At 68.9% G+C, this 17,225-nt stretch carries 22 protein-coding genes and 1 tRNA gene; 10 read left to right on the top strand and 13 right to left on the bottom strand.

The annotated features are described in order from the left end of the window. Window positions 1-32: 32 nt before the first annotated feature. Entirely contained in the window at window positions 33-1,853 is a 1,821-nt protein-coding gene (locus ACQ4LY_RS06625) for an FAD-dependent monooxygenase (RefSeq protein ID WP_431075226.1), read from the bottom strand. 192 nt (window positions 1,854-2,045) lie between these two features. Here ACQ4LY_RS06625 and ACQ4LY_RS06620 point away from each other — a divergent pair, with 192 nt between their 5' ends. Both ACQ4LY_RS06620 and ACQ4LY_RS06615 read left to right on the top strand, forming a co-directional pair. Further along, a complete protein-coding gene (locus ACQ4LY_RS06620) occupies window positions 2,046-2,873 on the top strand; it encodes a DUF1684 domain-containing protein (protein WP_431075225.1) in 828 nt (275 codons plus the stop codon). A 21-nt stretch (window positions 2,874-2,894) separates the two neighbouring features. Continuing rightward, window positions 2,895-3,833 (top strand): cation diffusion facilitator family transporter, encoded by a 939-nt coding sequence (locus ACQ4LY_RS06615; protein WP_431075224.1) that lies wholly within the window; start codon window positions 2,895-2,897, stop codon window positions 3,831-3,833. Between the two features lie 5 nt (window positions 3,834-3,838). Here ACQ4LY_RS06615 and ACQ4LY_RS06610 read toward each other — a convergent pair whose 3' ends face one another. The 3 genes from ACQ4LY_RS06610 to ACQ4LY_RS06600 form a co-directional block, all read right to left on the bottom strand. Continuing rightward, entirely contained in the window at window positions 3,839-4,231 is a 393-nt protein-coding gene (locus ACQ4LY_RS06610) for an HNH endonuclease signature motif containing protein (RefSeq protein WP_431075761.1), read from the bottom strand. Continuing rightward, complete coding sequence (locus ACQ4LY_RS06605; RefSeq protein WP_431075223.1) at window positions 4,224-4,541, bottom strand: hypothetical protein; 318 nt, start codon at window positions 4,539-4,541, stop codon at window positions 4,224-4,226. The genes ACQ4LY_RS06610 and ACQ4LY_RS06605 overlap by 8 nt, the downstream gene beginning before the upstream one ends. A 149-nt stretch (window positions 4,542-4,690) precedes the next feature. Continuing rightward, complete coding sequence (locus ACQ4LY_RS06600) at window positions 4,691-5,251, bottom strand: MarR family winged helix-turn-helix transcriptional regulator (protein WP_431075222.1); 561 nt, start codon at window positions 5,249-5,251, stop codon at window positions 4,691-4,693. 105 nt (window positions 5,252-5,356) lie between these two features. On the opposite strand from ACQ4LY_RS06600, the gene ACQ4LY_RS06595 reads away from it, so the two are divergent. Beyond that, window positions 5,357-6,202 (top strand): hypothetical protein, encoded by an 846-nt coding sequence (locus ACQ4LY_RS06595; protein WP_431075221.1) that lies wholly within the window; start codon window positions 5,357-5,359, stop codon window positions 6,200-6,202. A 111-nt stretch (window positions 6,203-6,313) separates the two neighbouring features. On the opposite strand, the gene ACQ4LY_RS06590 is transcribed toward ACQ4LY_RS06595, so the two are convergent. The 3 genes from ACQ4LY_RS06590 to dcd are packed head-to-tail and all read right to left on the bottom strand — an operon-like array spanning window position 6,314 to window position 7,614. Continuing rightward, window positions 6,314-6,532, bottom strand: coding sequence for a DUF2283 domain-containing protein (locus tag ACQ4LY_RS06590; RefSeq protein ID WP_056311352.1), 219 nt, complete (start codon window positions 6,530-6,532; stop codon window positions 6,314-6,316). Between the two features lies 1 nt (window position 6,533). After that, the gene (locus ACQ4LY_RS06585; protein WP_431075220.1) at window positions 6,534-7,007 is read right to left on the bottom strand and encodes a hypothetical protein; all 474 of its coding nucleotides are present in this window, start codon (window positions 7,005-7,007) and stop codon (window positions 6,534-6,536) included. Between the two features lies 1 nt (window position 7,008). Further along, window positions 7,009-7,614, bottom strand: coding sequence for a dCTP deaminase (dcd, locus tag ACQ4LY_RS06580; RefSeq protein WP_042536862.1), 606 nt, complete (start codon window positions 7,612-7,614; stop codon window positions 7,009-7,011). Window positions 7,615-7,707: 93 nt separating this feature from the next. Here dcd and ACQ4LY_RS06575 point away from each other — a divergent pair. From ACQ4LY_RS06575 to ACQ4LY_RS06565, 3 genes are all read left to right on the top strand, one after another. Further along, window positions 7,708-7,781: transfer RNA gene (locus ACQ4LY_RS06575), tRNA-Gly, on the top strand. Window positions 7,782-7,950: 169 nt separating this feature from the next. After that, window positions 7,951-9,780: an AMP-dependent synthetase/ligase gene (locus ACQ4LY_RS06570; RefSeq protein WP_431075219.1), complete on the top strand. Its 1,830-nt coding sequence runs from the start codon at window positions 7,951-7,953 to the stop codon at window positions 9,778-9,780. Between the two features lie 17 nt (window positions 9,781-9,797). Next, on the top strand, window positions 9,798-10,721 hold the full coding sequence (locus tag ACQ4LY_RS06565) for a DUF1295 domain-containing protein (RefSeq protein WP_431075218.1): 924 nt from the start codon (window positions 9,798-9,800) through the stop codon (window positions 10,719-10,721). Here the strand turns inward: ACQ4LY_RS06565 and ACQ4LY_RS06560 are convergent. Then, window positions 10,687-11,106, bottom strand: a complete 420-nt coding sequence (locus ACQ4LY_RS06560) for a DUF2809 domain-containing protein (protein WP_431075217.1) — start codon at window positions 11,104-11,106, stop codon at window positions 10,687-10,689. The two genes, ACQ4LY_RS06565 and ACQ4LY_RS06560, sit on opposite strands and share 35 nt — an antisense overlap. A gap of 85 nt (window positions 11,107-11,191) precedes the next feature. On the opposite strand from ACQ4LY_RS06560, the gene ACQ4LY_RS06555 reads away from it, so the two are divergent. Continuing rightward, window positions 11,192-11,851 (top strand): hypothetical protein, encoded by a 660-nt coding sequence (locus ACQ4LY_RS06555; protein ID WP_431075216.1) that lies wholly within the window; start codon window positions 11,192-11,194, stop codon window positions 11,849-11,851. Window positions 11,852-11,858: 7 nt separating this feature from the next. On the opposite strand, the gene ACQ4LY_RS06550 is transcribed toward ACQ4LY_RS06555, so the two are convergent. Then, entirely contained in the window at window positions 11,859-12,485 is a 627-nt protein-coding gene (locus tag ACQ4LY_RS06550) for a hypothetical protein (RefSeq protein WP_431075215.1), read from the bottom strand. A 95-nt stretch (window positions 12,486-12,580) separates the two neighbouring features. On the opposite strand from ACQ4LY_RS06550, the gene ACQ4LY_RS06545 reads away from it, so the two are divergent. Next, a complete protein-coding gene (locus tag ACQ4LY_RS06545; RefSeq protein WP_431075214.1) occupies window positions 12,581-13,201 on the top strand; it encodes a TetR/AcrR family transcriptional regulator in 621 nt (206 codons plus the stop codon). Window positions 13,202-13,207: 6 nt separating this feature from the next. Here ACQ4LY_RS06545 and ACQ4LY_RS06540 read toward each other — a convergent pair whose 3' ends face one another. Both ACQ4LY_RS06540 and ACQ4LY_RS06535 read right to left on the bottom strand, forming a co-directional pair. Continuing rightward, a complete protein-coding gene (locus ACQ4LY_RS06540; RefSeq protein ID WP_431075212.1) occupies window positions 13,208-13,513 on the bottom strand; it encodes a hypothetical protein in 306 nt (101 codons plus the stop codon). An 81-nt stretch (window positions 13,514-13,594) separates the two neighbouring features. Then, complete coding sequence (locus ACQ4LY_RS06535) at window positions 13,595-14,326, bottom strand: alpha/beta fold hydrolase (RefSeq protein ID WP_431075211.1); 732 nt, start codon at window positions 14,324-14,326, stop codon at window positions 13,595-13,597. A 71-nt stretch (window positions 14,327-14,397) separates the two neighbouring features. Here ACQ4LY_RS06535 and ACQ4LY_RS06530 point away from each other — a divergent pair, with 71 nt between their 5' ends. Further along, on the top strand, window positions 14,398-15,021 hold the full coding sequence (locus tag ACQ4LY_RS06530; RefSeq protein WP_431075210.1) for an HD domain-containing protein: 624 nt from the start codon (window positions 14,398-14,400) through the stop codon (window positions 15,019-15,021). 28 nt (window positions 15,022-15,049) lie between these two features. Here ACQ4LY_RS06530 and ACQ4LY_RS06525 read toward each other — a convergent pair whose 3' ends face one another. Then, window positions 15,050-15,880, bottom strand: coding sequence for a class I SAM-dependent methyltransferase (locus ACQ4LY_RS06525; RefSeq protein WP_431075209.1), 831 nt, complete (start codon window positions 15,878-15,880; stop codon window positions 15,050-15,052). 90 nt (window positions 15,881-15,970) lie between these two features. Here ACQ4LY_RS06525 and ACQ4LY_RS06520 point away from each other — a divergent pair, with 90 nt between their 5' ends. Next, window positions 15,971-16,672: a winged helix-turn-helix transcriptional regulator gene (locus ACQ4LY_RS06520; protein ID WP_431075208.1), complete on the top strand. Its 702-nt coding sequence runs from the start codon at window positions 15,971-15,973 to the stop codon at window positions 16,670-16,672. Here ACQ4LY_RS06520 and ACQ4LY_RS06515 read toward each other — a convergent pair. Further along, a complete protein-coding gene (locus tag ACQ4LY_RS06515) occupies window positions 16,669-17,211 on the bottom strand; it encodes a TetR/AcrR family transcriptional regulator (protein WP_431075207.1) in 543 nt (180 codons plus the stop codon). The genes ACQ4LY_RS06520 and ACQ4LY_RS06515 overlap by 4 nt on opposite strands. Window positions 17,212-17,225: the final 14 nt, after the last annotated feature.

The raw sequence follows: 17,225 nt of genomic DNA, 5'->3' as shown, positions 1-17,225 counted from the left end.
TGTCGTCGTCGGAGGACTCCGACGACGGGCGATCAGAGGGTCGCGGAGGTCTCTGCGGCCCCATCCGTGCGTGCTGTCAGGAGGGTGTCGCGAGCGGGAGTGCGCCCGTAGACGCGGTCGAGGACTGCTGCGGCAGTCGATGCGTCCACGCCTCGCCACGCGACGTGGTGGTCGGGTCGGACCAATGCGAAGGGAGCCCCGTAGAGCTCACGTGCGCCGGCATCGGGGAGGTGGATCACCTCGAGATCGATGGCCCGCTCCCGCGCCGCCTCGGTGAACCCGGCGACCGCGGAGACGTCGTCGGAGAGCACGAGGAGGGCCGCGTCGCCGCCGATGCGGTCGTAGAGGGTGACGCCGTACGGGTCGATGATTCCGTTGGGTGCGCGATGCCCCGGACGACCGCCGGGCACATAGACGCCGGCATCCCAGGGTGTCTCGGTCGCGGCCTGGTCGGGCTCGTAGGCGATGACCGGGGAGTCGTCGTAGCGCTCGTCGAAGTAGACGCCGACGTCGCGACGCTGGCCCTGAGCGAGGATCTCGCGGATGCGGTCGCGTCGCTCCTCGGCCCCGGGACTCGTGTCGCCGTCTGCGGGGAATCCGAGTCTGCGGGCCTCGTCGACGTTGCTCTCGGTGCGGTCGGCACGCGCCTTGGCCGAGGCGCCGACGCGGGCGTTGTGCGGGCGGCGTTCACGGTCGTAGGAGTCGAGCAGAGCGTCACCGCCGGTGCCGCGCAGGACTGCCGCGAGCTTCCACCCGAGGTTGAACACGTCGCCGAAGCCTTCGCCGAGGTTGCCGCCGGGCGTGCGGACGTGAGCGGCATCGCCGACGAGCAGCACTCGACCCTGCCGGAAGGTCTTCGCGAGCCGAGTGCTCTTGAAGTACGGGGTCACGTCGACGACCTGCAGCGCGAGATCCGATCCGAAGGCCGCGCGGGCGAGCGCCAGCAGCTCCTCTTCGGTGGGGGTGTGCTCCATCGGATACGGCCCCGCGTAGACACGCCAGTCGGTCTCGTTGAGAGCTGCGAGGAAGCCGGAGTGGATGCCGTTCACGATCACGTTGACAGCGCTCGGGAACGGGTCGCGGCCGGCGTAGTCGCCCTCGGTGCGCACCACGAAGCGGAAGTGCCGATCCGTCGCATAGGCGCCGTCCCGTTCGATTCCCGCGAGGGTGCGCACGGTGCTGCGGGCGCCGTCGGCACCGACCACGTACTTCGCTCGGATGCGACGCACGGCTCCGGTCTCGACATGCTCGACGGTTGCGATGATGCCGTCGCTTGCTCCGGCATCCTGCTGGTCAGCCGATGCACTCGAAGCACCCGATGCGCCCGATGCGCTCTCGAGCAGCGAGAGCAGGCGCCATCCGCCGGCCACCGGTACGTCGAGCTCGGCGAGCTGGTCGAGGAACGCCTGCTGCAGGGCGGTCTGCGGGCGGCGCAGCGACTCGGCCAGCGAATACGGGTTCTCTGCGCGGCCGGTGAAGCCTGGGCGGCCGGTCGGAGTGCCTGGGCGTGTGAGGTCGTGGCCGATCAGGGAGGTCCGGAAGGTGGTGCCGAGGTTCCACTCGGGCGGGAACGTCCAGCCGCGACGGATGCGGTCCTCGACGCGCCACTGCTGGAAGAACTCCACCGTGCGGGCGCTGTGCCCCATCGCCCCGGCGCGGATCAGGCGGAACGAGGTAGCGGCATCCACCACGGCGACGTCGACCTTCTGCCGGTTGAGCTCGAGAGCGGTCGCGAGACCCGATGGCCCTGCCCCGACGACGAGGACCTCGACCTCCTGCGGCGGGGTGCCGTGTGCGAGCAGCACCGTGTCGACATGCCGCTCTCCGCGGCTGATCTCGTTCTGGGCGACCATGGGAACCTCCAGGCTGGGGTCGGGAATGCAGATCATCATTCGCCTCGCCCACGGCACGCGCGTCGGCGGTGTCACAGAACTTCTGCGAGCGTCATGCGGCGTCACCGGACGACACGGGCCGACAGCGGGCGCCGGCACCGGAGCACCGCTGGCTACTGTGAGCCGCACATCGCATCGGACCGGAGGACAGAGATGACGATCACCGACAACACGACGACCCCTGCACCCGCCCTGGACTTCGTGCAGGAGTGGCAGCACTGGCACGACGGGATCGAGGCGCAGCGGCGGACCCCGCACAGTTTTCTCGCGTACACGAGCTTCAACCTGTTGAGCGAGGAACCGCAGCGTTTCGACGACGTGCCGGGCACCTGGACGACGGGCCCTGAGGGCGTGATCGTGCAGCTTGACGCCGGACAGGTGCTCGATGTCGACGGCGTCGCGGTGCGCGGGGTGCACCAGTGGGGCGTGATCGACGAGCGCACCTTCCATCGGGCTCGTTTCGAGGACGCCGTGGTCGAAGTATCGAAGCGCGGCGGCCGGGACATCGTGCGGCCGCTGCATCCGGAGCATGCGCTGCGCACCGAGTACGCCGGCACGCCCACCTTCGCGCCCGACGAACGCTGGGTGGTCGAGGGCGTGTTCGAGCCGGAGCCGGTGCGCGACATCGACATCGCGGCGGCGATCCCGTCGATCGAGCACGTGCATGCGACGCCGGGCAGGGTGCGATTCACCGTGGACGGCATCGAGTCCTCCGTCACGCTGATCGGGCAGGGGCCGGATGCCGCGGTGCTGCTGTTCCGCGATTCGACGAGCGGCGTGACCACGTACGGCGCGAGCCGGACTCTCGCGGTGACGCTGCCGAGCGGGGGCGACCGTCGCGTGATCCTGGACTTCAATCGGGCGAGGAATCTGCAGTGCGCATACACCGACTACTCTCCGTGCCCGTTGGCGCCGGTCGAGAACTGGCTGCCGTTCGCGGTCGAGGCGGGTGAGAAGACGCCGCTCCCCCGCACGTCGTGACCGCAGGAGTAGCCTGACCGCGTGACGGTCATCATCGCTTTTCTCGCCAACATCCTCGTCGCTATCGCGAAGACCGTCGCGGCGGTGCTCACATCGTCGGCGTCGATGGTGGCGGAGGCTGCGCACTCGTGGGCGGATGCCGGCAACGAGATCTTCCTCCTCATAGCCGATCGTCGTGGCGCCCGCGCGAAGGATGAGCGGCACCCGCTCGGCTACGGTCGCGCGGCGTTCGTCTGGTCGCTGATCGCCGCCTTCGGGATCTTCACCGCAGGGTCGATCGTGTCGATCATGCATGGCGTGCAGGAGCTGTCCGCGACCGGACCTGTCGAGAGCCCCGCCGTCGCATACACGGTGCTCGGCATCGCGTTCGTGCTCGAGGGCGCGTCGTTCACACAGGCGATGGTGAAGTCGCGACGGCTCGCGCGTGAGCGCGGATCGTCGACCTGGGACTATGTGCTCGACACCAGCGACACGACGTTGCGTGCGGTGTTCTTCGAGGACCTGGCCGCCCTGATCGGTCTCGTCCTCGCCGCCGGGGCGATCGCGATGCATCAGCTCACCGGGGTCGCCGCCTGGGATGCGGTGGGATCGATCCTCGTGGGAATCCTGCTCGGTGTCGTGGCCATCATTCTGATCGGGCGCAACATCGCGTTCCTCGTCGGCTCGAATGCGTCGCCGGCGCTGCGTGACCGCGTGGGGCGCGCGCTGCTCGGTTCGCCGCAGATCCAGCGCCTCACCTATCTGCACATCGAGTACGTCGGACCGAACCGGCTGTTCATCGTCGCCGAGATCGACCTGGCCGGCGACGCCCGGGAACACGATGTCGCCCGACGCCTGCGCGAGATCGAGCAGCAGATCGAGGCGCACGAGGTCGTCGAGACCGTGGTGCTGTCCCTCTCCGTCGACGATGAGGCACCGCTCGTCTTCGGTGCGGCCGAAGACGCAAGCGCACAGCAGTAGCCGCATCACCCTGCCTGCGCGAAGACAGGCGGTGCTTGCGCGTTCGCTTGCGCTTGCGCTTGCGCCCACGCTGGAACGCTGAGTCGCGAGGTGCGCCATCGCTGTTCGGGATCCCACCATCTCGGCCCCCGCACCTGCGGAAGGCCTTCCTCCATCCGGATCTCCCACCCCGAGGTCCCCAGACTTCGGTGATGCCACCAGCACAACGGCACACCGTTATCCGTATGCGTCGGCCCACCCCTGGAATGCTCGACGACGTGATGGATCTCGCACCACGACGCCGGAACATGACACCCGGGGATCAGACATTCCCTGTCGCGGGCGACGATCGCCCGGCGTTGATGCACGGTGAACACCCGGTCGGTGGTCGTGATCCCGATGATCCGCCCCTCATCCATGAGCACCCGTTGGATCGTTCCCGAGCATCCGACGTGCGAGGCGACGCTCAGCCCCGCGCACGTCTGTCAGCAGGGTGCGCTGCAGCAGTTCGTTCGGTGTGCGGCAGCCCGTGGAATGCGGGAAGTCCACCGCATCCGTCGAGGCGATCGTCTCGACCACGACGGCCTCGACCCTCCGGAACGCCGCGCCGGCCGCCTGCAGCACCTCTACCCGCTCGGCGTCGGACAACCCCGCGAGCGCATCGTCGGACAGCACCTGATCGAGGTCGGCGATGACCTGATCGACAAGGGCGCGAGTGCGGGATGACATGCCTCCATCCAAGTCGCGGCCACCGACATTCGAAGGGCAGAATCAGCCGCTTTTCGACCAGATCAGAAGCATATTCCGGAACACCGGAGCAGCGATTCGGAATGTCGATCGCGCATGCCACGGTCGCCAGTAATACGCCGATCGAGCGCTCAGCTCTCCCAGTTGTCGGCGAGCTTGTTCAGCAGGTTCGCGAGCTGCTCGCGCTCGTCTTCGGTGAACGCCGCGAGCGCCTTGCCGAGTGCTTCACGCCGCTCGCCTCGCATACCTCGAGCGACCTTGCGCCCTTCATCTGTCAGCGCGATGCGCGTGCGTCGCGCGTCATCAGGATCCGCTTCACGCCGCACGAAGCCGTGCGCGACTCCCTGCTGCACGAGGCGCGAGGCGCGCGGCTGATCGACGCCGATCGCCGCACCGAGGTCACTCACGCTCAAGGGCGTGGCTGCCGCGGCGAGCGCTTCGAGCATCCGCATCCGGGCAGGCCCCCCGAAGCGCCCGGACGGGTCGTTCATCCACGGCGGCATGCCGGGATGAACCGGATGCCCCCGCCCGTGAGTGCCCTGCTCGAAGTGATCGGGGTGAGGGTCCCCGTGCCAGCCGTGGGGACCACCCATTCCGCGGGGGCCTCGACCGCGTTCACCCGGACGGCGTCCGCGCAGACGGGACAGGGCGCGGGCAATGGCCTCGGCGGGGTCGTTCTCTTCGGAGCTCACATCTCGATTTTACATGCGACTTGACATGTATCTATACTGCATGTCACACTACATATACATGCATTGTGACAAGCACATGCTCCATGACATCTAAGGAATCACCTCATGAACACCTCTGACACTCAGAACACAGACACCACCCCCCGCCCGTTCGGCTTCTGGATCAAGGCGGTCGACCGCCTGATGGCCGCCGAATTCGCCTCGGCCTTCGAGGGCGAGCAGGCGAGCCGCCGCGACTGGCGGGTCCTCAACATGATCGACGGCACTGTGCCCGCGCGCCGCCCGCTGAACGCCCACAAGCTGCACGACCTCGTCGAGCGCGGATGGGTCGTCGCCGATGGCGACGGCTGGACGCTCACCGACGACGGTCGCGCCGCAAAGGAACGCCTCGGCGGCATCGTCGACGGCATCCGCGCCAAGGTCACCGATGCCGTCTCACCCGACGACCTCGCCACCACCCTCGCCTCGCTCGAGCAGATCGCCCGCGCATTCGGCTGGGACGAGGAGACCCCTCTGCCCCGCGGACGCGGTCGTCGCCACGGATTCGGGCCGCGCGGGTTCGGATACGGCTTCGGCCCCGGGTTCGGCCGTCGCCACGGCCGCCCGTTCGGACGCGGTCGCGACTTCGGCTCGGACTTCGGGCCGGGTCGCGAGCACGGGCATGAGCACGGGCATGAGCACGGTGCGGATGCCGAATTCGGCGCCGACCGCGCTTTCGCCGACCGCGCCTGCGCGCACCGCGGACACCGCGGCCACGACCGTGTCGCCGACGAGCGCGGCGGCCACGAGCGCGGCGGCCACGAGCACGGCGACCACCATGGCTTCGGTCCCGGCCACGGCTTCGGTCCCGGCCACGGCCACAGCCGCGGCGACCACCGCACCGCCCGCGCGGCGCAGCACGCCTACGAGCGCGGCTTCGACGCCGGGTTCTCCCGCGGTCGCGACGCCTGACCGCATCCGATCACGGAAAGCCCCGTCTGGCTTCGGCCAGGCGGGGCGTTTCTGCGTGCGCGCGGGTGAACCGCGCGGTTTCAGAAGAGACCTGGCCGCGACGCCGTCGCCTCACTGACCGCGGACATCCTCCGGCCGGAGCAGCCCTGATGCGCCGAGGATCTCGACCCCGAGCAGATGACCGTCGCGATCGAAGTCGAGGATGAGTTCGCCGGACATTCCGTCGGGCAACGCCACAGGCACCTGCCGCGCCGCCTCGCCGGGCCGGATCGGCCGCCCGATCGTGGCGTAGGCCGCGTCGACCTCGGGGTCGTAGGTGAGGTCGCCCACGTCAACCGGTCCAGGATGCCGCAGCGGCTGCGACAGAGGAGGAATCGACAGCCGACAGCCCGAAGGTCGTGACCCCGAGATAGATCGCGCCGATGATCGCCGCGGCGAGGAGCAGCAGCAGGAACGCGAAGATCACGAAGGTCAGCGCGCGGTATCCGCCGGACGTCGGAACCTCAGGGGCGACTGACGGCTGAGCCCAGTCGTCTGCGACAGGGGCGGGCTGGTCGCCCGTGAGGATCGCCGGCTTCGGCCGAGTCCGGCGGGTGGCCGGAAGCATCGCCTCGGGCGGAGGCGGTGGGATCACGACATCCGGAACAGACGACTCCGGCGGAGGCGGCGGGATCACCGCATCCGGAACCGCGCTCTCGAATGGAGGCGGCGGAATCACCGCATCCGGAACAGACGACTCCGGCGGAGGCGGCGGGACGACAGCATCCTCCGAGGGGTCGTACGGATCTCTGCTGTCACCGCTCATGTCAGCCTCCTACGGCTCCGACGTCGGTCGTGCCGACGTCCGTCTTGTGGAAGTTCTGGAACGACCGCGATGCCGTCGGTCCCCGCTGCCCCTGGTAACGGTTGCCGTAAGGGCCGGAGCCGTACGGGTTCTCGGCAGGCGACGTCAGGCGGAAGAAGCACAGCTGCCCGATCTTCATTCCCGGCCACAGCTTGATCGGCAGGGTCGCGACGTTGGCGAGCTCGAGCGTGACATGCCCCGTGAAGCCGGGGTCGATGAATCCGGCGGTCGAGTGCGTGATGAGGCCGAGGCGACCGAGCGACGACTTGCCCTCGAGGCGCGCCGCGATGTCATCCGCCAGCGAGACCTGCTCGAAGGTCGCGCCGAGCGCGAACTCGCCGGGGTGCAGGATGAACGGCTCATCGGGGTCGACCTCGATGAGGCGCGTGAGCTCGGGCTGATCGACCGACGGGTCGATGAACGGATACTTGTGGTTGTCGAAGAGGCGGAAGTAACGGTCCAGGCGCACGTCGATGCTCGACGGCTGGATCATCTCCGGCTCGTGCGGATCCAGCCCGATGTGGCCGGATGCGAGTTCTGCTCTGATGTCGCGGTCGCTGAGAAGCACGGCCCCAGCCTAGTTGCCGTACGGCGCCGACACTTTGGCCATGACGGACCGGGCAGGTAGGCTTGCGTTCACCCGCTCCTCGGATGCGGGTACGGGGCTGTAGTTCAATGGCAGAACTTCTGCTTCCCAAGCAGATAGCGCGGGTTCGATTCCCGTCAGCCCCTCCACGAAACCCCCGGACCCCCGGGGGTTTTCTCGTCGGTCGGAAAGCCTCGCGCCACGCACGCGAAATCGTCCCATCCGAATCGCCACCGGCTCCGAACAGCAGAATATGGGTTCTATTCGCGCGCGCGCCGCGGGCCCGCGAGACCACCCGTACGACCGAGAGGAGCCCCGATGATCGAGTCATCGACCCCGCCGATCGCAGACCTCGACGGGTATCGCAACGTCACCGACCTGCTCGTCGCACGCGTCGCCGCTGCTCCTGATCACGTCGCCTTCGAGGTCGCAGGAGCGGATGCAGCAGCACCCTGGCGACCGATCACGACGCAGGTCTTCTCCGACGAGGTGCGCGCACTGGCGAAGGGCTTCATCGCCTCCGGCGTGCAGGCTGGCGACCCCATCGCGATCATGGCGCCGACGCGCTACGAATGGGCCGTCGCCGACCTCGCGTCCTGGTTCGCCGGCGCCGTGGTCGTGCCGATCTACGAGACCTCCTCTGCGTCTCAGGTCGATGCGATCGTCGCGGATGCCGGGGTACGTCTCGCGATCGGCGGCACCACCGAGCACGCGGCGCTGCTGCAGGCGGCACTCGCGCAGACGGATGCGGTCACGCTCGGAGCGTGGACGATGGACGTCGCGTCGCCCAGCGCTCTCGTCGACCTGGTCGCGCGCGGAGCCGGTGTCACCGACGAGGAGCTCGAGGCGCGCAGAACGGCCGCCTCGCAAGACGACCCTGCGACGATCGTCTACACGTCGGGCACCACCGGCGAACCCAAGGGCGTCGTGCTCACGCACCGCAACTTCCTCGGGCAGGTGCTCAACATCGCCGCCGCGTACCACGAGATCGTGAACGAGAGCGGGAACACCGTCATCTTCCTGCCTCTCGCGCACGTGCTGGCACGCGGGCTGCAGCTGATCTGCCTGGCCAGCGGCATGCGCATCGCGCACCTGTCCGACCCGTCTACGGTCGTCGCAACCTTCGACACGCTGCGCCCGACCTTCCTGGTCGTCGTGCCTCGTGTGCTGCAGAAGATCCAGGCGGCCGCAGGCGACAAGGCCGCTGAGAAGAAGCTCTCGGCGGTGTGGACGAAGGCGCGCTCGACGGCCATCGCCTGGGGCCGCCGTGCCGAACGCGTCGACGCCGGCCGCCGTGTGCCGAGGGACCGCGGGCTCCGCCTGCGTCACCGCTTCTTCGACGCGCTCTTCTACCGGCGCCTTCGCACCGTGATGGGCGGACGCGTCGGCTACATCCTGTCGGGTGGGGCCGCGCTCGACACCGAGCTCTCGCTCTTCTTCCGCGGGATCGGAGTTCCCGTGATCGAGGGCTACGGGCTCACCGAGACGACCGCACCCCTCACCGGCAACCTGCCCGGTCGCATCGCCTCCGGCAGCGTCGGCTCTCCGCTGCCTGGGCTCACGGTGCGCATCAGCGCCGAGGGCGAAGTGCTCGCCCGCGGCGTCGGCGTCTTCGCCGGTTACCGCAATCCGGCCCACGACGAGGGTGCCTTCATCGACGGCTTCTTCCGTACCGGCGACCTCGGGCGTCTCGACGACCAGGGCAGGCTGATCCTCGACGGCCGCCTCAAAGACGTGATCGTGACCTCCAACGGCAAGACGATCGTCCCGACGCGCTGGGAGAGCGCCGTCGAAGCGGATCCGCTCGTCTCGCACGCGGTGATGGTGGGCGAGGGCAAGCCCTACCTCTCGGCGCTGCTCGTGCTCGACCCTGAGCAGACGCTCGCCTGGGCGGACGCCCAGGGCACCAGCATCCCCGCCGTCACCCAGCCCGACATCCGCGAGGTCACCGACCCGGCGCTCCGCGCCCACCTGCAGCGTGCCGTCGACGCCGCGAACGCGCTGGGAGCACGCAGCGAACAGGTGCGTCGCTTCAGCGTCGTCTTCGCCGACCTCGAAGACCGGGCGCTCGTCACACCCACCATGAAGCTCAAGCGGAGCGTGGTGCTCGATCGCGCCGGCGCCACCGTCGAAGACCTGTACCTCTGAGAACCGGAAAGAACACGATGTCCTCCCCCACCCCCACGAAGCCCAAGTCTTCACGCGCCTCGCTCATCGCGATCATCGTCGCGCTCGTCATCGGGGCGCTCGTCGCGCTCGCCGGCAGTCAGGGCGGTGCGACGCTCGGCGGCATCCCGCTGTTCGCGCTCGCCGTCGCCGCGGCGTACGCGATCCAGATCATCGCCTTCATCCCGGCGATGATCCTGCGCACCGAGCGGTTCTTCGACCTCACCGGCAGCCTCACGTTCCTGGCGATCTCCGTGGCCCTCGTGCTGCTGACTCCCATGCCGGACGCCCGCAGCTGGATCCTCGCGGCGATGGTGATCCTGTGGGCCGCGCGCCTCGGATCGTTCCTCGCCATGCGCGTGCACAAGGCCGGGTCCGACGGACGCTTCGACGAGATCAAGGGCTCGCCCGTGCGCTTCCTGCAGGTATGGGTGATCCAGGGCGCGTGGGTGTCGATCACGGCAGCCGCGGCGTGGATCGCGATCAGCACGGATGCCGGCGCGCGGGCGCCCATCGGATGGCTGACCGTCGTGGGCATCATCGTGTGGGCACTGGGCCTGGTGATCGAGATCGTCGCCGACGCGCAGAAGTCGGCGTTCCGCGCAGACCCCGCCAACAAGGACGAGTTCATCCGCACCGGCCTGTGGTCGCGCTCGCGCCACCCCAACTACTTCGGTGAGATCGTGCTCTGGGTGGGTGTCTTCCTCACCGCAGCGCCCGTGCTCGCCGGATGGCAGTGGGTCGCGATCCTGTCGCCCCTCTTCGTGATCCTGCTGCTCACGCGAGTCAGCGGCATCCCGCTGCTCGAGGCACGTGCCGAGAAGAAGTGGGGCGACCGCGCCGACTACATCGAGTACCGGGAGAACACGCCGTCGCTGATCCCGCGGCTCACCCGGCCCGCCGTGCGGGAGAGCGCCGCCTGAGAATCAGATCGCAGGTTGTCGCTGCGGCCGCGCCCACCGCATAGGCGATGAGGTCGCGCGCGTCGAAGCCGGCGCCCAGCACCAGTCGCACGGGCCAGAACGCCTCTGCCCACACGCCGGGGAGACCGGTGAGCTGGAACAGCTCGATCAGGGTGCAGACGACGGCTGCGGCCGCGCCGACCACCCAGGGGGCGGCGCGCGCGAACACGGCGGCGATGACGAGGTACATCATCACGGCGTAGAGCGCGTCGCCCGCGAAGTCCGCCACCGAGCCGCTGCCGATCAGGTGCAGGGCGAGGCCGACCACGATCACCAGGGCAGCCGCGATAAGAAGGCTTCGGCGACGCGTGCGCACTGTCGCGTCGCGGTCGGTCAAGGGCTGCACCCCCTCACCCTAGATGAGGGGGCTCCTCGGGTCCCGGGCCCAGCAGGCCTGCATCCCCGCACGCTCCCTTGCTAGGGTCGAACCGATGCCTTCAGAAAGCAGACGACGGCGCGCGGCGAGACGCGCGAAGCCCGGCGACGGTCATGAGCTGCAACGCTACCGGTGGTGGCAGCCGTTCTCACGGTCGCTCATGCACGCGCGACTGGTCGGCCCGGACGGGCGAGTCGAGACCTGGTCGGTGGACGTGCGCCACGGCGGCGACGAGAACGGGGTCGTGCGTGCGCGGCTCTATCGCGACGGCGTGAATCAGGCGACATCGAAGCTCCCAGCGGCTTTTCCCGTGCCGGGCGGCGTGATCGAGGTCGCGACCAGCGGCTACGGCCTTAAGCGCGCCCACTACATCGGCGACGACGGCATCGAGCGACAGCTCTCCCCCGATGCCGCCTCCGCAGAGGGTCGGCGGGCGCGACTGCACCGGAAGGCCCCTGGCCTCAGTCGCGCGATCGGCGGAGCATCCATCGTCGTGCTCGCGATCTCCCTGGTGCTGGGCGTCCCCCAGCTGGCCGAGCAGATCACGAGCATCCCGCCGATCGCCGACGCCGTCGGGACGTTCGAGAGCCCGTTCCACCTGCCGCCGTGGGCGAACATCTCGCTGATCGTCGCGGCGCTCGTCGCCAGCACGGAACGCGCTCTGCGACTCCGATACAACTGGCTGCTCGACGGCGGCCTCTACGGCGAGGACTGACGACGCCCTACCCCAGCAGCCACTGCTGCAGCGGGTAGACGAAGTACAGCAGCGAGAACGCCTCGTAGATCGCGCCGATGACGAGCAGGATCAGAGACGGGATGCTGAGCCAGCCGAGGTGCTGAAGACCCCACACGTAGCCCTGGCGACGGTTCCTCGCGTCGATCGCCTGAGGCCGCAGCCAGTACTTTCCGAGCAGGAAGGCTCCGAGCAGCAGCAGGATGTACGCCTGCAGCTCGATCACCAGGGTGAGCGAGTGCGGGATCAGCGCCACCCACCCCTCAGGGGTCGAGGGGACGAGGGTCACGCCGGTCGTCACCGACCACACCGCGAAGGTCGCGAGCCCGAGGAAAGGCACGGCGAGCGAGGGCAGCACGATGGTCAGGGCTCCGAGCCGGAGCGTGTTGACCGCGAGGATCGTCAGCGCGAAGAGCCAGGGACTGCTGAGCAGGGAGGTCACGAGCCCCGCCGTCCCGTCGTCTTCCAGCGCCTGCGCCCTTCCGGCGACGAGGTCGGGGAACAGCAGGCCGATGACGAACCCGATCACGAAGGTGCCGTAGGCGAGGGCGTTGAGGAGGAGGTAGACGCGCAGGTTCGCGCGGATGATCTCGAGCGGCTTGCGGATGATCGACATCTTCAGGTCCTTTCGGGTGACTAATACAGTGTGTTAGTCGATGAGCGTCACCACGGTAGCACAGCGTGTTAGTCCTGGTCGTGGAGAATGGGACGATGACGATCGACCCGAGCACGCTCTCCACCAGGGAACGCATCCTGCATGCGGCTCTCACGATGTTCGGAGAGAGCCGCGGAGCGAAGCTCAGCGTGCGGGCAGTGGCGGCGCGAGCGGGCGTGAGCACGGGCTCCCTGCGCTTCCACTTCCCGACTCAGCGAGCGCTGCTCGACGAGGTGCTCCGCGTCGTCTACGAGGTCATCGCGCCGGAGGATCCGATCCACGACGAGTCACTGACCGCCCGGGAGCGCCTCGTTGCCTGTCTGCGACAGGTCCTGGCCCCCTCGGGTGTCGGGGCGCAGGCGCGGCAGGCGGCGACGCTGCTGCATCAGACCTTCATCGAACCGGAGCAGACGGACGAGCTCCGTGATTCCTATCTCGCGCTCGAGCGCGAGGGCCAGCGCCGCGTCGAGCACTGGCTCTCCGTGCTCGAGCGGGAAGGGGCGTTGCCAGTCGGCGACAACGCCAGGCGCGCGCGCTTCCTCAACTCCGTCCTGGCCGGCCTCGCGCTCGAGCGAGCGCTGCCGTCGGACGAGTCGATCCTGGCATCCGAGACGAACACGCTCACGATGGCCGTCGACGCGGTGTTCCGCGACGTGGACCCCGCCGCGAGCGAGTGATCTCGATCAGTCGTTCCGGCGCCGAGGTTCGTCGAATCGGCGCCAGATCTGCGCGAACAGGATGCCGATGGAGCCGGCGAGCGCGGCGATGACGACGGCACTGAAGACCTGGTTCGGCTCGAAGGACCCGGCCACCACGAGCAGAGAGATGACGAAGGCCGACGCGCACAGAACGGCGATGAGCTTGTCCTGAAGTCGGTACCAGCGCCGCATGCGCGGAGTGAGGTCGCCGTCGGCCGATCCTCGACGATCCAGGAACAGCGCGATGAGCATCAACGGGACCACCTGCATGGCGGATTCGTAGAGCAGCACGGATCTCCTTCAAAGGTCGGTGGGAGCGCGGCCAGCCTACCCGGCCGGCCGTGAGCGCTGAACGGTGCTCGAGTCCGCGTGTCAGAGCACGTCAGCGAGGACGCCGAAGACCCGCTCGGGGTTTTCCAGGTGCATGTCGTGGTGGATGCCGGAGAGGCGGCGGATGTCCCACCCTTCGCGCTCGAGACCGGCCGCCATCGCATCGGGAAGCACGGCGGGCGACTCGTCGGAGAGCACGATCGACGATGGCACAGCGGGAGCCGCGATCGCGACCGGGTGGAACGCGGTCTCGCGGAACACTCCGATCGCCATCTTCGAGTCGAACCGCCGCTGACTCTCCTTCATCGACTCCCGGATGCTCTCGGGATAGACGGCTCGCTGCGACGCGCTGCGGCGTGCCTGCCGCGCACCGACGACGCCCAGGGTGAGCGCCGGAACCGCCCAGAAGGCACGGCCGGCGAGACCGGTGGTGGGAAGCGCGAGACCGAAGCCGGGGTCGAGGTAGATCGCGCGCGTGGGGCGAAGCCGTGCGACCGCGCGGACGAGCACGGCACCACCCAGCGAGTGCCCGACGACGCTGTGCAGCCCCTGCGGCAGCGACTCCACGACGTCGTCGGCGAGTTCGCCCAGGGTGTACGACGACGCCCGGTCGCTGCGCCCGTGCCCCCGCAGGTCGATCGTCGTCACGGTGTACCGGCCCGTGGGGAGCATCAGATCGATCAGCGGCTGCCACGTCGTGCCGTCGGCTCCCAGGCCGTGGATCAGCCCGATGTGCGTCTCGCCCGTGCCTGTGGTCGTCGAGTGCAGGTGCATCCCGTCATTGTGTCATCCGAGTGTCATCCGCCGTTCTCGTCGTGAGCGGCCTCAGCGATACGCTGACCGGCATGAGTGAGAACGCGACGCCCGACCACCTGACACTCGCCTCGTTCGTGCAGCCGGACTCGGCGGCGGCCCGCGCCGCTCTCTCGCTCGCCACGCAGTACCACTCACCGACCATGCTGAATCACGTGCTGCGGTCGTGGCTGTGGGCCGAGGCATTCGCGGTCATCGAAGATCGGACGCACATCGACCACGAACTCCTCTACGTCGCCGCCGTGCTGCACGACATCGGCCTGGTGCCCGAGTTCGACAACGTCTTCCGCTCCTATGAGGAGTCCGGTGGGCACGTGGCGGTCGCGCTCACCCGCGGTGCCGGATGGGACGAGCACCGGGGTCAGCGTGCGCTCGAGGTGATCGTGCGCCACAACTGGCCGGCCGTCGATCCCGACCTCGACATCGAGGGATACCTGCTAGAGATCGCGACCGGTCTCGACATCTCCGGCGCTCGACCCGATGTGCTTCCCGAGACCTTCATCGGCGAGGTGCTCGACGTGTACCCGCGTCTCGACCTCGCTCAGGAGTTCGGCACCGGCGTCGTCGACCAGGCCGCACGCAAGCCCCACACCGCGGCGCACCGGCTGGTCGAGGGCGGCGTCGTCCGCAAGCTGGCGGACAACCCACTCGGCTGACGCACTCGGCGCGCCCCCCGTGCGGCGCTCACTTCACGGTCGCGGTCACCAGCAGGTACTCCCAATCCATCGCGCCGCCGTCCAGGTGTCGGTCGCCGAGCGCGGCCAGAGCGTCGTCCAGCTCGCCGCGCCGCTCGTCGTCGTCGCCGATCCCGTGGTAGGCCGCCGCTGTGGGTCCGTAGAAGTCCCGGAAGAAGTCCCGGAACGCAGCCCCCGACGCGAACCTGTCGACCGACAGCCGCCGATGCTCCATCGTCAGATCGGTCACGCGATCGCCGAGAAGGTCGCGCACGTGGTTCTCACTGCCCCAGAGCGGCGGCGGCTGCACTCCTGCGGGAGGTGCGGGGACGAACTGCTTCAGCGTGGCGAACAGCTGACCGATGAAACCCTCGGGGGTCCAGTTGATCAGCGCCAGACGGCCACCCGGGCGCACGACCCGGGTCAGCTCGCGGGCCGCGACCTCGTGGTGCGGTGCGAACATGACGCCGACGCACGAGAGCACCGCGTCGAACGAGTCGTCGGCATAGGGCAGCGCCTCGGTATCCGCTTCTTCGAAGGTGAGCTCCACGCCCTTACGCGCGGCATCGGCACGTCCGATCTCGAGCAGTTCGGGGGTGAGATCGCTGGCGATGACGGATGCTCCCGTCCGCGCGGCCTCGATCGAGGCGTTGCCCGTGCCGGCGCCGACATCGAGCACCCGGTCGCCGGGTCCGACGCCGCTCTCGGCGACGATGACCCTGCCGAGTTCGGGGATCACCTCACGCGCGACGGCGGCGTAGTCGCCGAGCGCCCAGACGATCCTGTGCTTCGCCTTCAACGCGCGATCCGCATCGGTCTGAAGGTCTGTCGTGCTGTTCATGATGGGCTCCTCTGCCTTGTGATCCTCACGCTACGAAGCCCGCACAGACCGCTCTAGTATCGGATCTGTACCGGGTCTATCGTGAGGCTCGTGGGCGCCCCCTATTACCAGTTCTGCCCCGTCGCCAAGGCGATGGAGCTGCTGGACGAGCGGTGGACGATGCTCCTCCTTCGCGAGCTGCTGCTCGGCACCGAGCACTTCAACGACCTGCGTCGGGGCCTCCCCCGCATGTCGCCCACGCTGCTGTCTCATCGGCTCGACCAGCTGCAGCGCGCGGGACTGATCGAGCGCATCGCCCAGGGCACCGACGTCCGCTACGTGCTCACCCCGGCGGGCGCCGAGCTGCGGCCCGTCGTCGAACAGCTCTCAGCCTGGGGCGTTCGGTGGATCGGCGAACTCGGCGACGCCGATCTCGACCCGAAGCTGCTGCTCTGGGACATGCACCGCAACATCGACCACGAGACCGTTCCCGATGCGCGCACGGTGATCGCACTGCACTTCACGGATGCGAGTCCGGCGCGGCGCCGGTGGTGGCTGGTCATCCACGACGGGGATGCCGACGTGTGCGACGCCGACCCCGGTTACGAGGTCGCGATCGAGGTGCGCTGCTCACTGCGCTCCCTGACCCGATTCTGGCGCGGCGACATCGAGTGGACGACGCTGCTGCTCGCGGAAGACGCGGCGACGACGGGCCCGAGTCACCTGCGGCGAGCGCTGCCCTCGTGGTTCATCCGACCGGGGTATGCCGGGGTGCCGCGCGTGGGGGCCGTCGTGGGGGCGAGCAGGCTCTAGACCGTCGGGCGGATGCCGGCGAGCATGACGTCGAGGAAGAGCTGCCTGTCTTCCGGCTCTCCGATGCGCACTGCGTGCTCGATGCCGCACACGAGGTGCTCGAGCTGCGCGATGGACAGGTCGGGTCGGATGAGCTTCGCCTCGCGGGCTCGCTGGAGCACGCTCTCGAACGCGGCGAAGATCTCGATCTTCATGTCGCGCACGGACTGCTCCTCATCGTCGGGTGAGAGCAGCACGGCCTGAAGGCCACCATCCTGCAGTTGCAGCGCCAGCGCTTCGCCGAGGAACGTGGCCAGAGCGCTTTCGGTGTCCGGATTCTCGGCCGCCGCCCGGGCGATCGCGACCATGCGCTCAAGCGTCTCGACCGCGAGCGCCTCGGTGAGCGCGTGCACCGATGGGAAGTGGCGGTACACCGTGCCGACGCCGAGCCCGGCGTCGCGCGCGACGTCGTTCAGCCGGAGGCTTCCCGAGGGTCGAGCACGCGCGGCGTCGAGGATCCGCGCCCGGCTGCGCGCCGCATCCGCCCGTAGCTGTCCCATGATCTGATCCTAGC

Origin of the sequence: Microbacterium phyllosphaerae, from assembly GCF_050628115.1 — a bacterium.
Taxonomy (GTDB): Bacteria; Actinomycetota; Actinomycetes; order Actinomycetales; family Microbacteriaceae; genus Microbacterium; species Microbacterium phyllosphaerae_A.
Note: the sequence above shows the minus strand (reverse complement) of the source record. Positions and strands in the feature narration are given on the sequence as shown.

Bases quoted from the DNA above. Each gene is read 5' to 3' on its own strand.
- ACQ4LY_RS06595 (WP_431075221.1), top strand. From the start codon at position 5,357: ATGAACACCTCTGACACTCAGAACACAGACACCACCCCCCGCCCGTTC.
- ACQ4LY_RS06555 (WP_431075216.1), top strand. From the start codon at position 11,192: ATGCCTTCAGAAAGCAGACGACGGCGCGCGGCGAGACGCGCGAAGCCC.
- ACQ4LY_RS06625 (WP_431075226.1), bottom strand. From the start codon at position 1,853: ATGGTCGCCCAGAACGAGATCAGCCGCGGAGAGCGGCATGTCGACACG.
- ACQ4LY_RS06610 (WP_431075761.1), bottom strand. From the start codon at position 4,231: ATGGATGAGGGGCGGATCATCGGGATCACGACCACCGACCGGGTGTTC.
- ACQ4LY_RS06530 (WP_431075210.1), top strand. From the start codon at position 14,398: ATGAGTGAGAACGCGACGCCCGACCACCTGACACTCGCCTCGTTCGTG.
- ACQ4LY_RS06570 (WP_431075219.1), top strand. From the start codon at position 7,951: ATGATCGAGTCATCGACCCCGCCGATCGCAGACCTCGACGGGTATCGC.
- ACQ4LY_RS06545 (WP_431075214.1), top strand. From the start codon at position 12,581: ATGACGATCGACCCGAGCACGCTCTCCACCAGGGAACGCATCCTGCAT.
- ACQ4LY_RS06535 (WP_431075211.1), bottom strand. From the start codon at position 14,326: ATGCACCTGCACTCGACGACCACAGGCACGGGCGAGACGCACATCGGG.
- ACQ4LY_RS06515 (WP_431075207.1), bottom strand. From the start codon at position 17,211: ATGGGACAGCTACGGGCGGATGCGGCGCGCAGCCGGGCGCGGATCCTC.
- ACQ4LY_RS06620 (WP_431075225.1), top strand. From the start codon at position 2,046: ATGACGATCACCGACAACACGACGACCCCTGCACCCGCCCTGGACTTC.
- ACQ4LY_RS06550 (WP_431075215.1), bottom strand. From the start codon at position 12,485: ATGTCGATCATCCGCAAGCCGCTCGAGATCATCCGCGCGAACCTGCGC.
- ACQ4LY_RS06585 (WP_431075220.1), bottom strand. From the start codon at position 7,007: ATGAGCGGTGACAGCAGAGATCCGTACGACCCCTCGGAGGATGCTGTC.
- ACQ4LY_RS06525 (WP_431075209.1), bottom strand. From the start codon at position 15,880: ATGAACAGCACGACAGACCTTCAGACCGATGCGGATCGCGCGTTGAAG.
- ACQ4LY_RS06605 (WP_431075223.1), bottom strand. From the start codon at position 4,541: ATGTCATCCCGCACTCGCGCCCTTGTCGATCAGGTCATCGCCGACCTC.
- ACQ4LY_RS06565 (WP_431075218.1), top strand. From the start codon at position 9,798: ATGTCCTCCCCCACCCCCACGAAGCCCAAGTCTTCACGCGCCTCGCTC.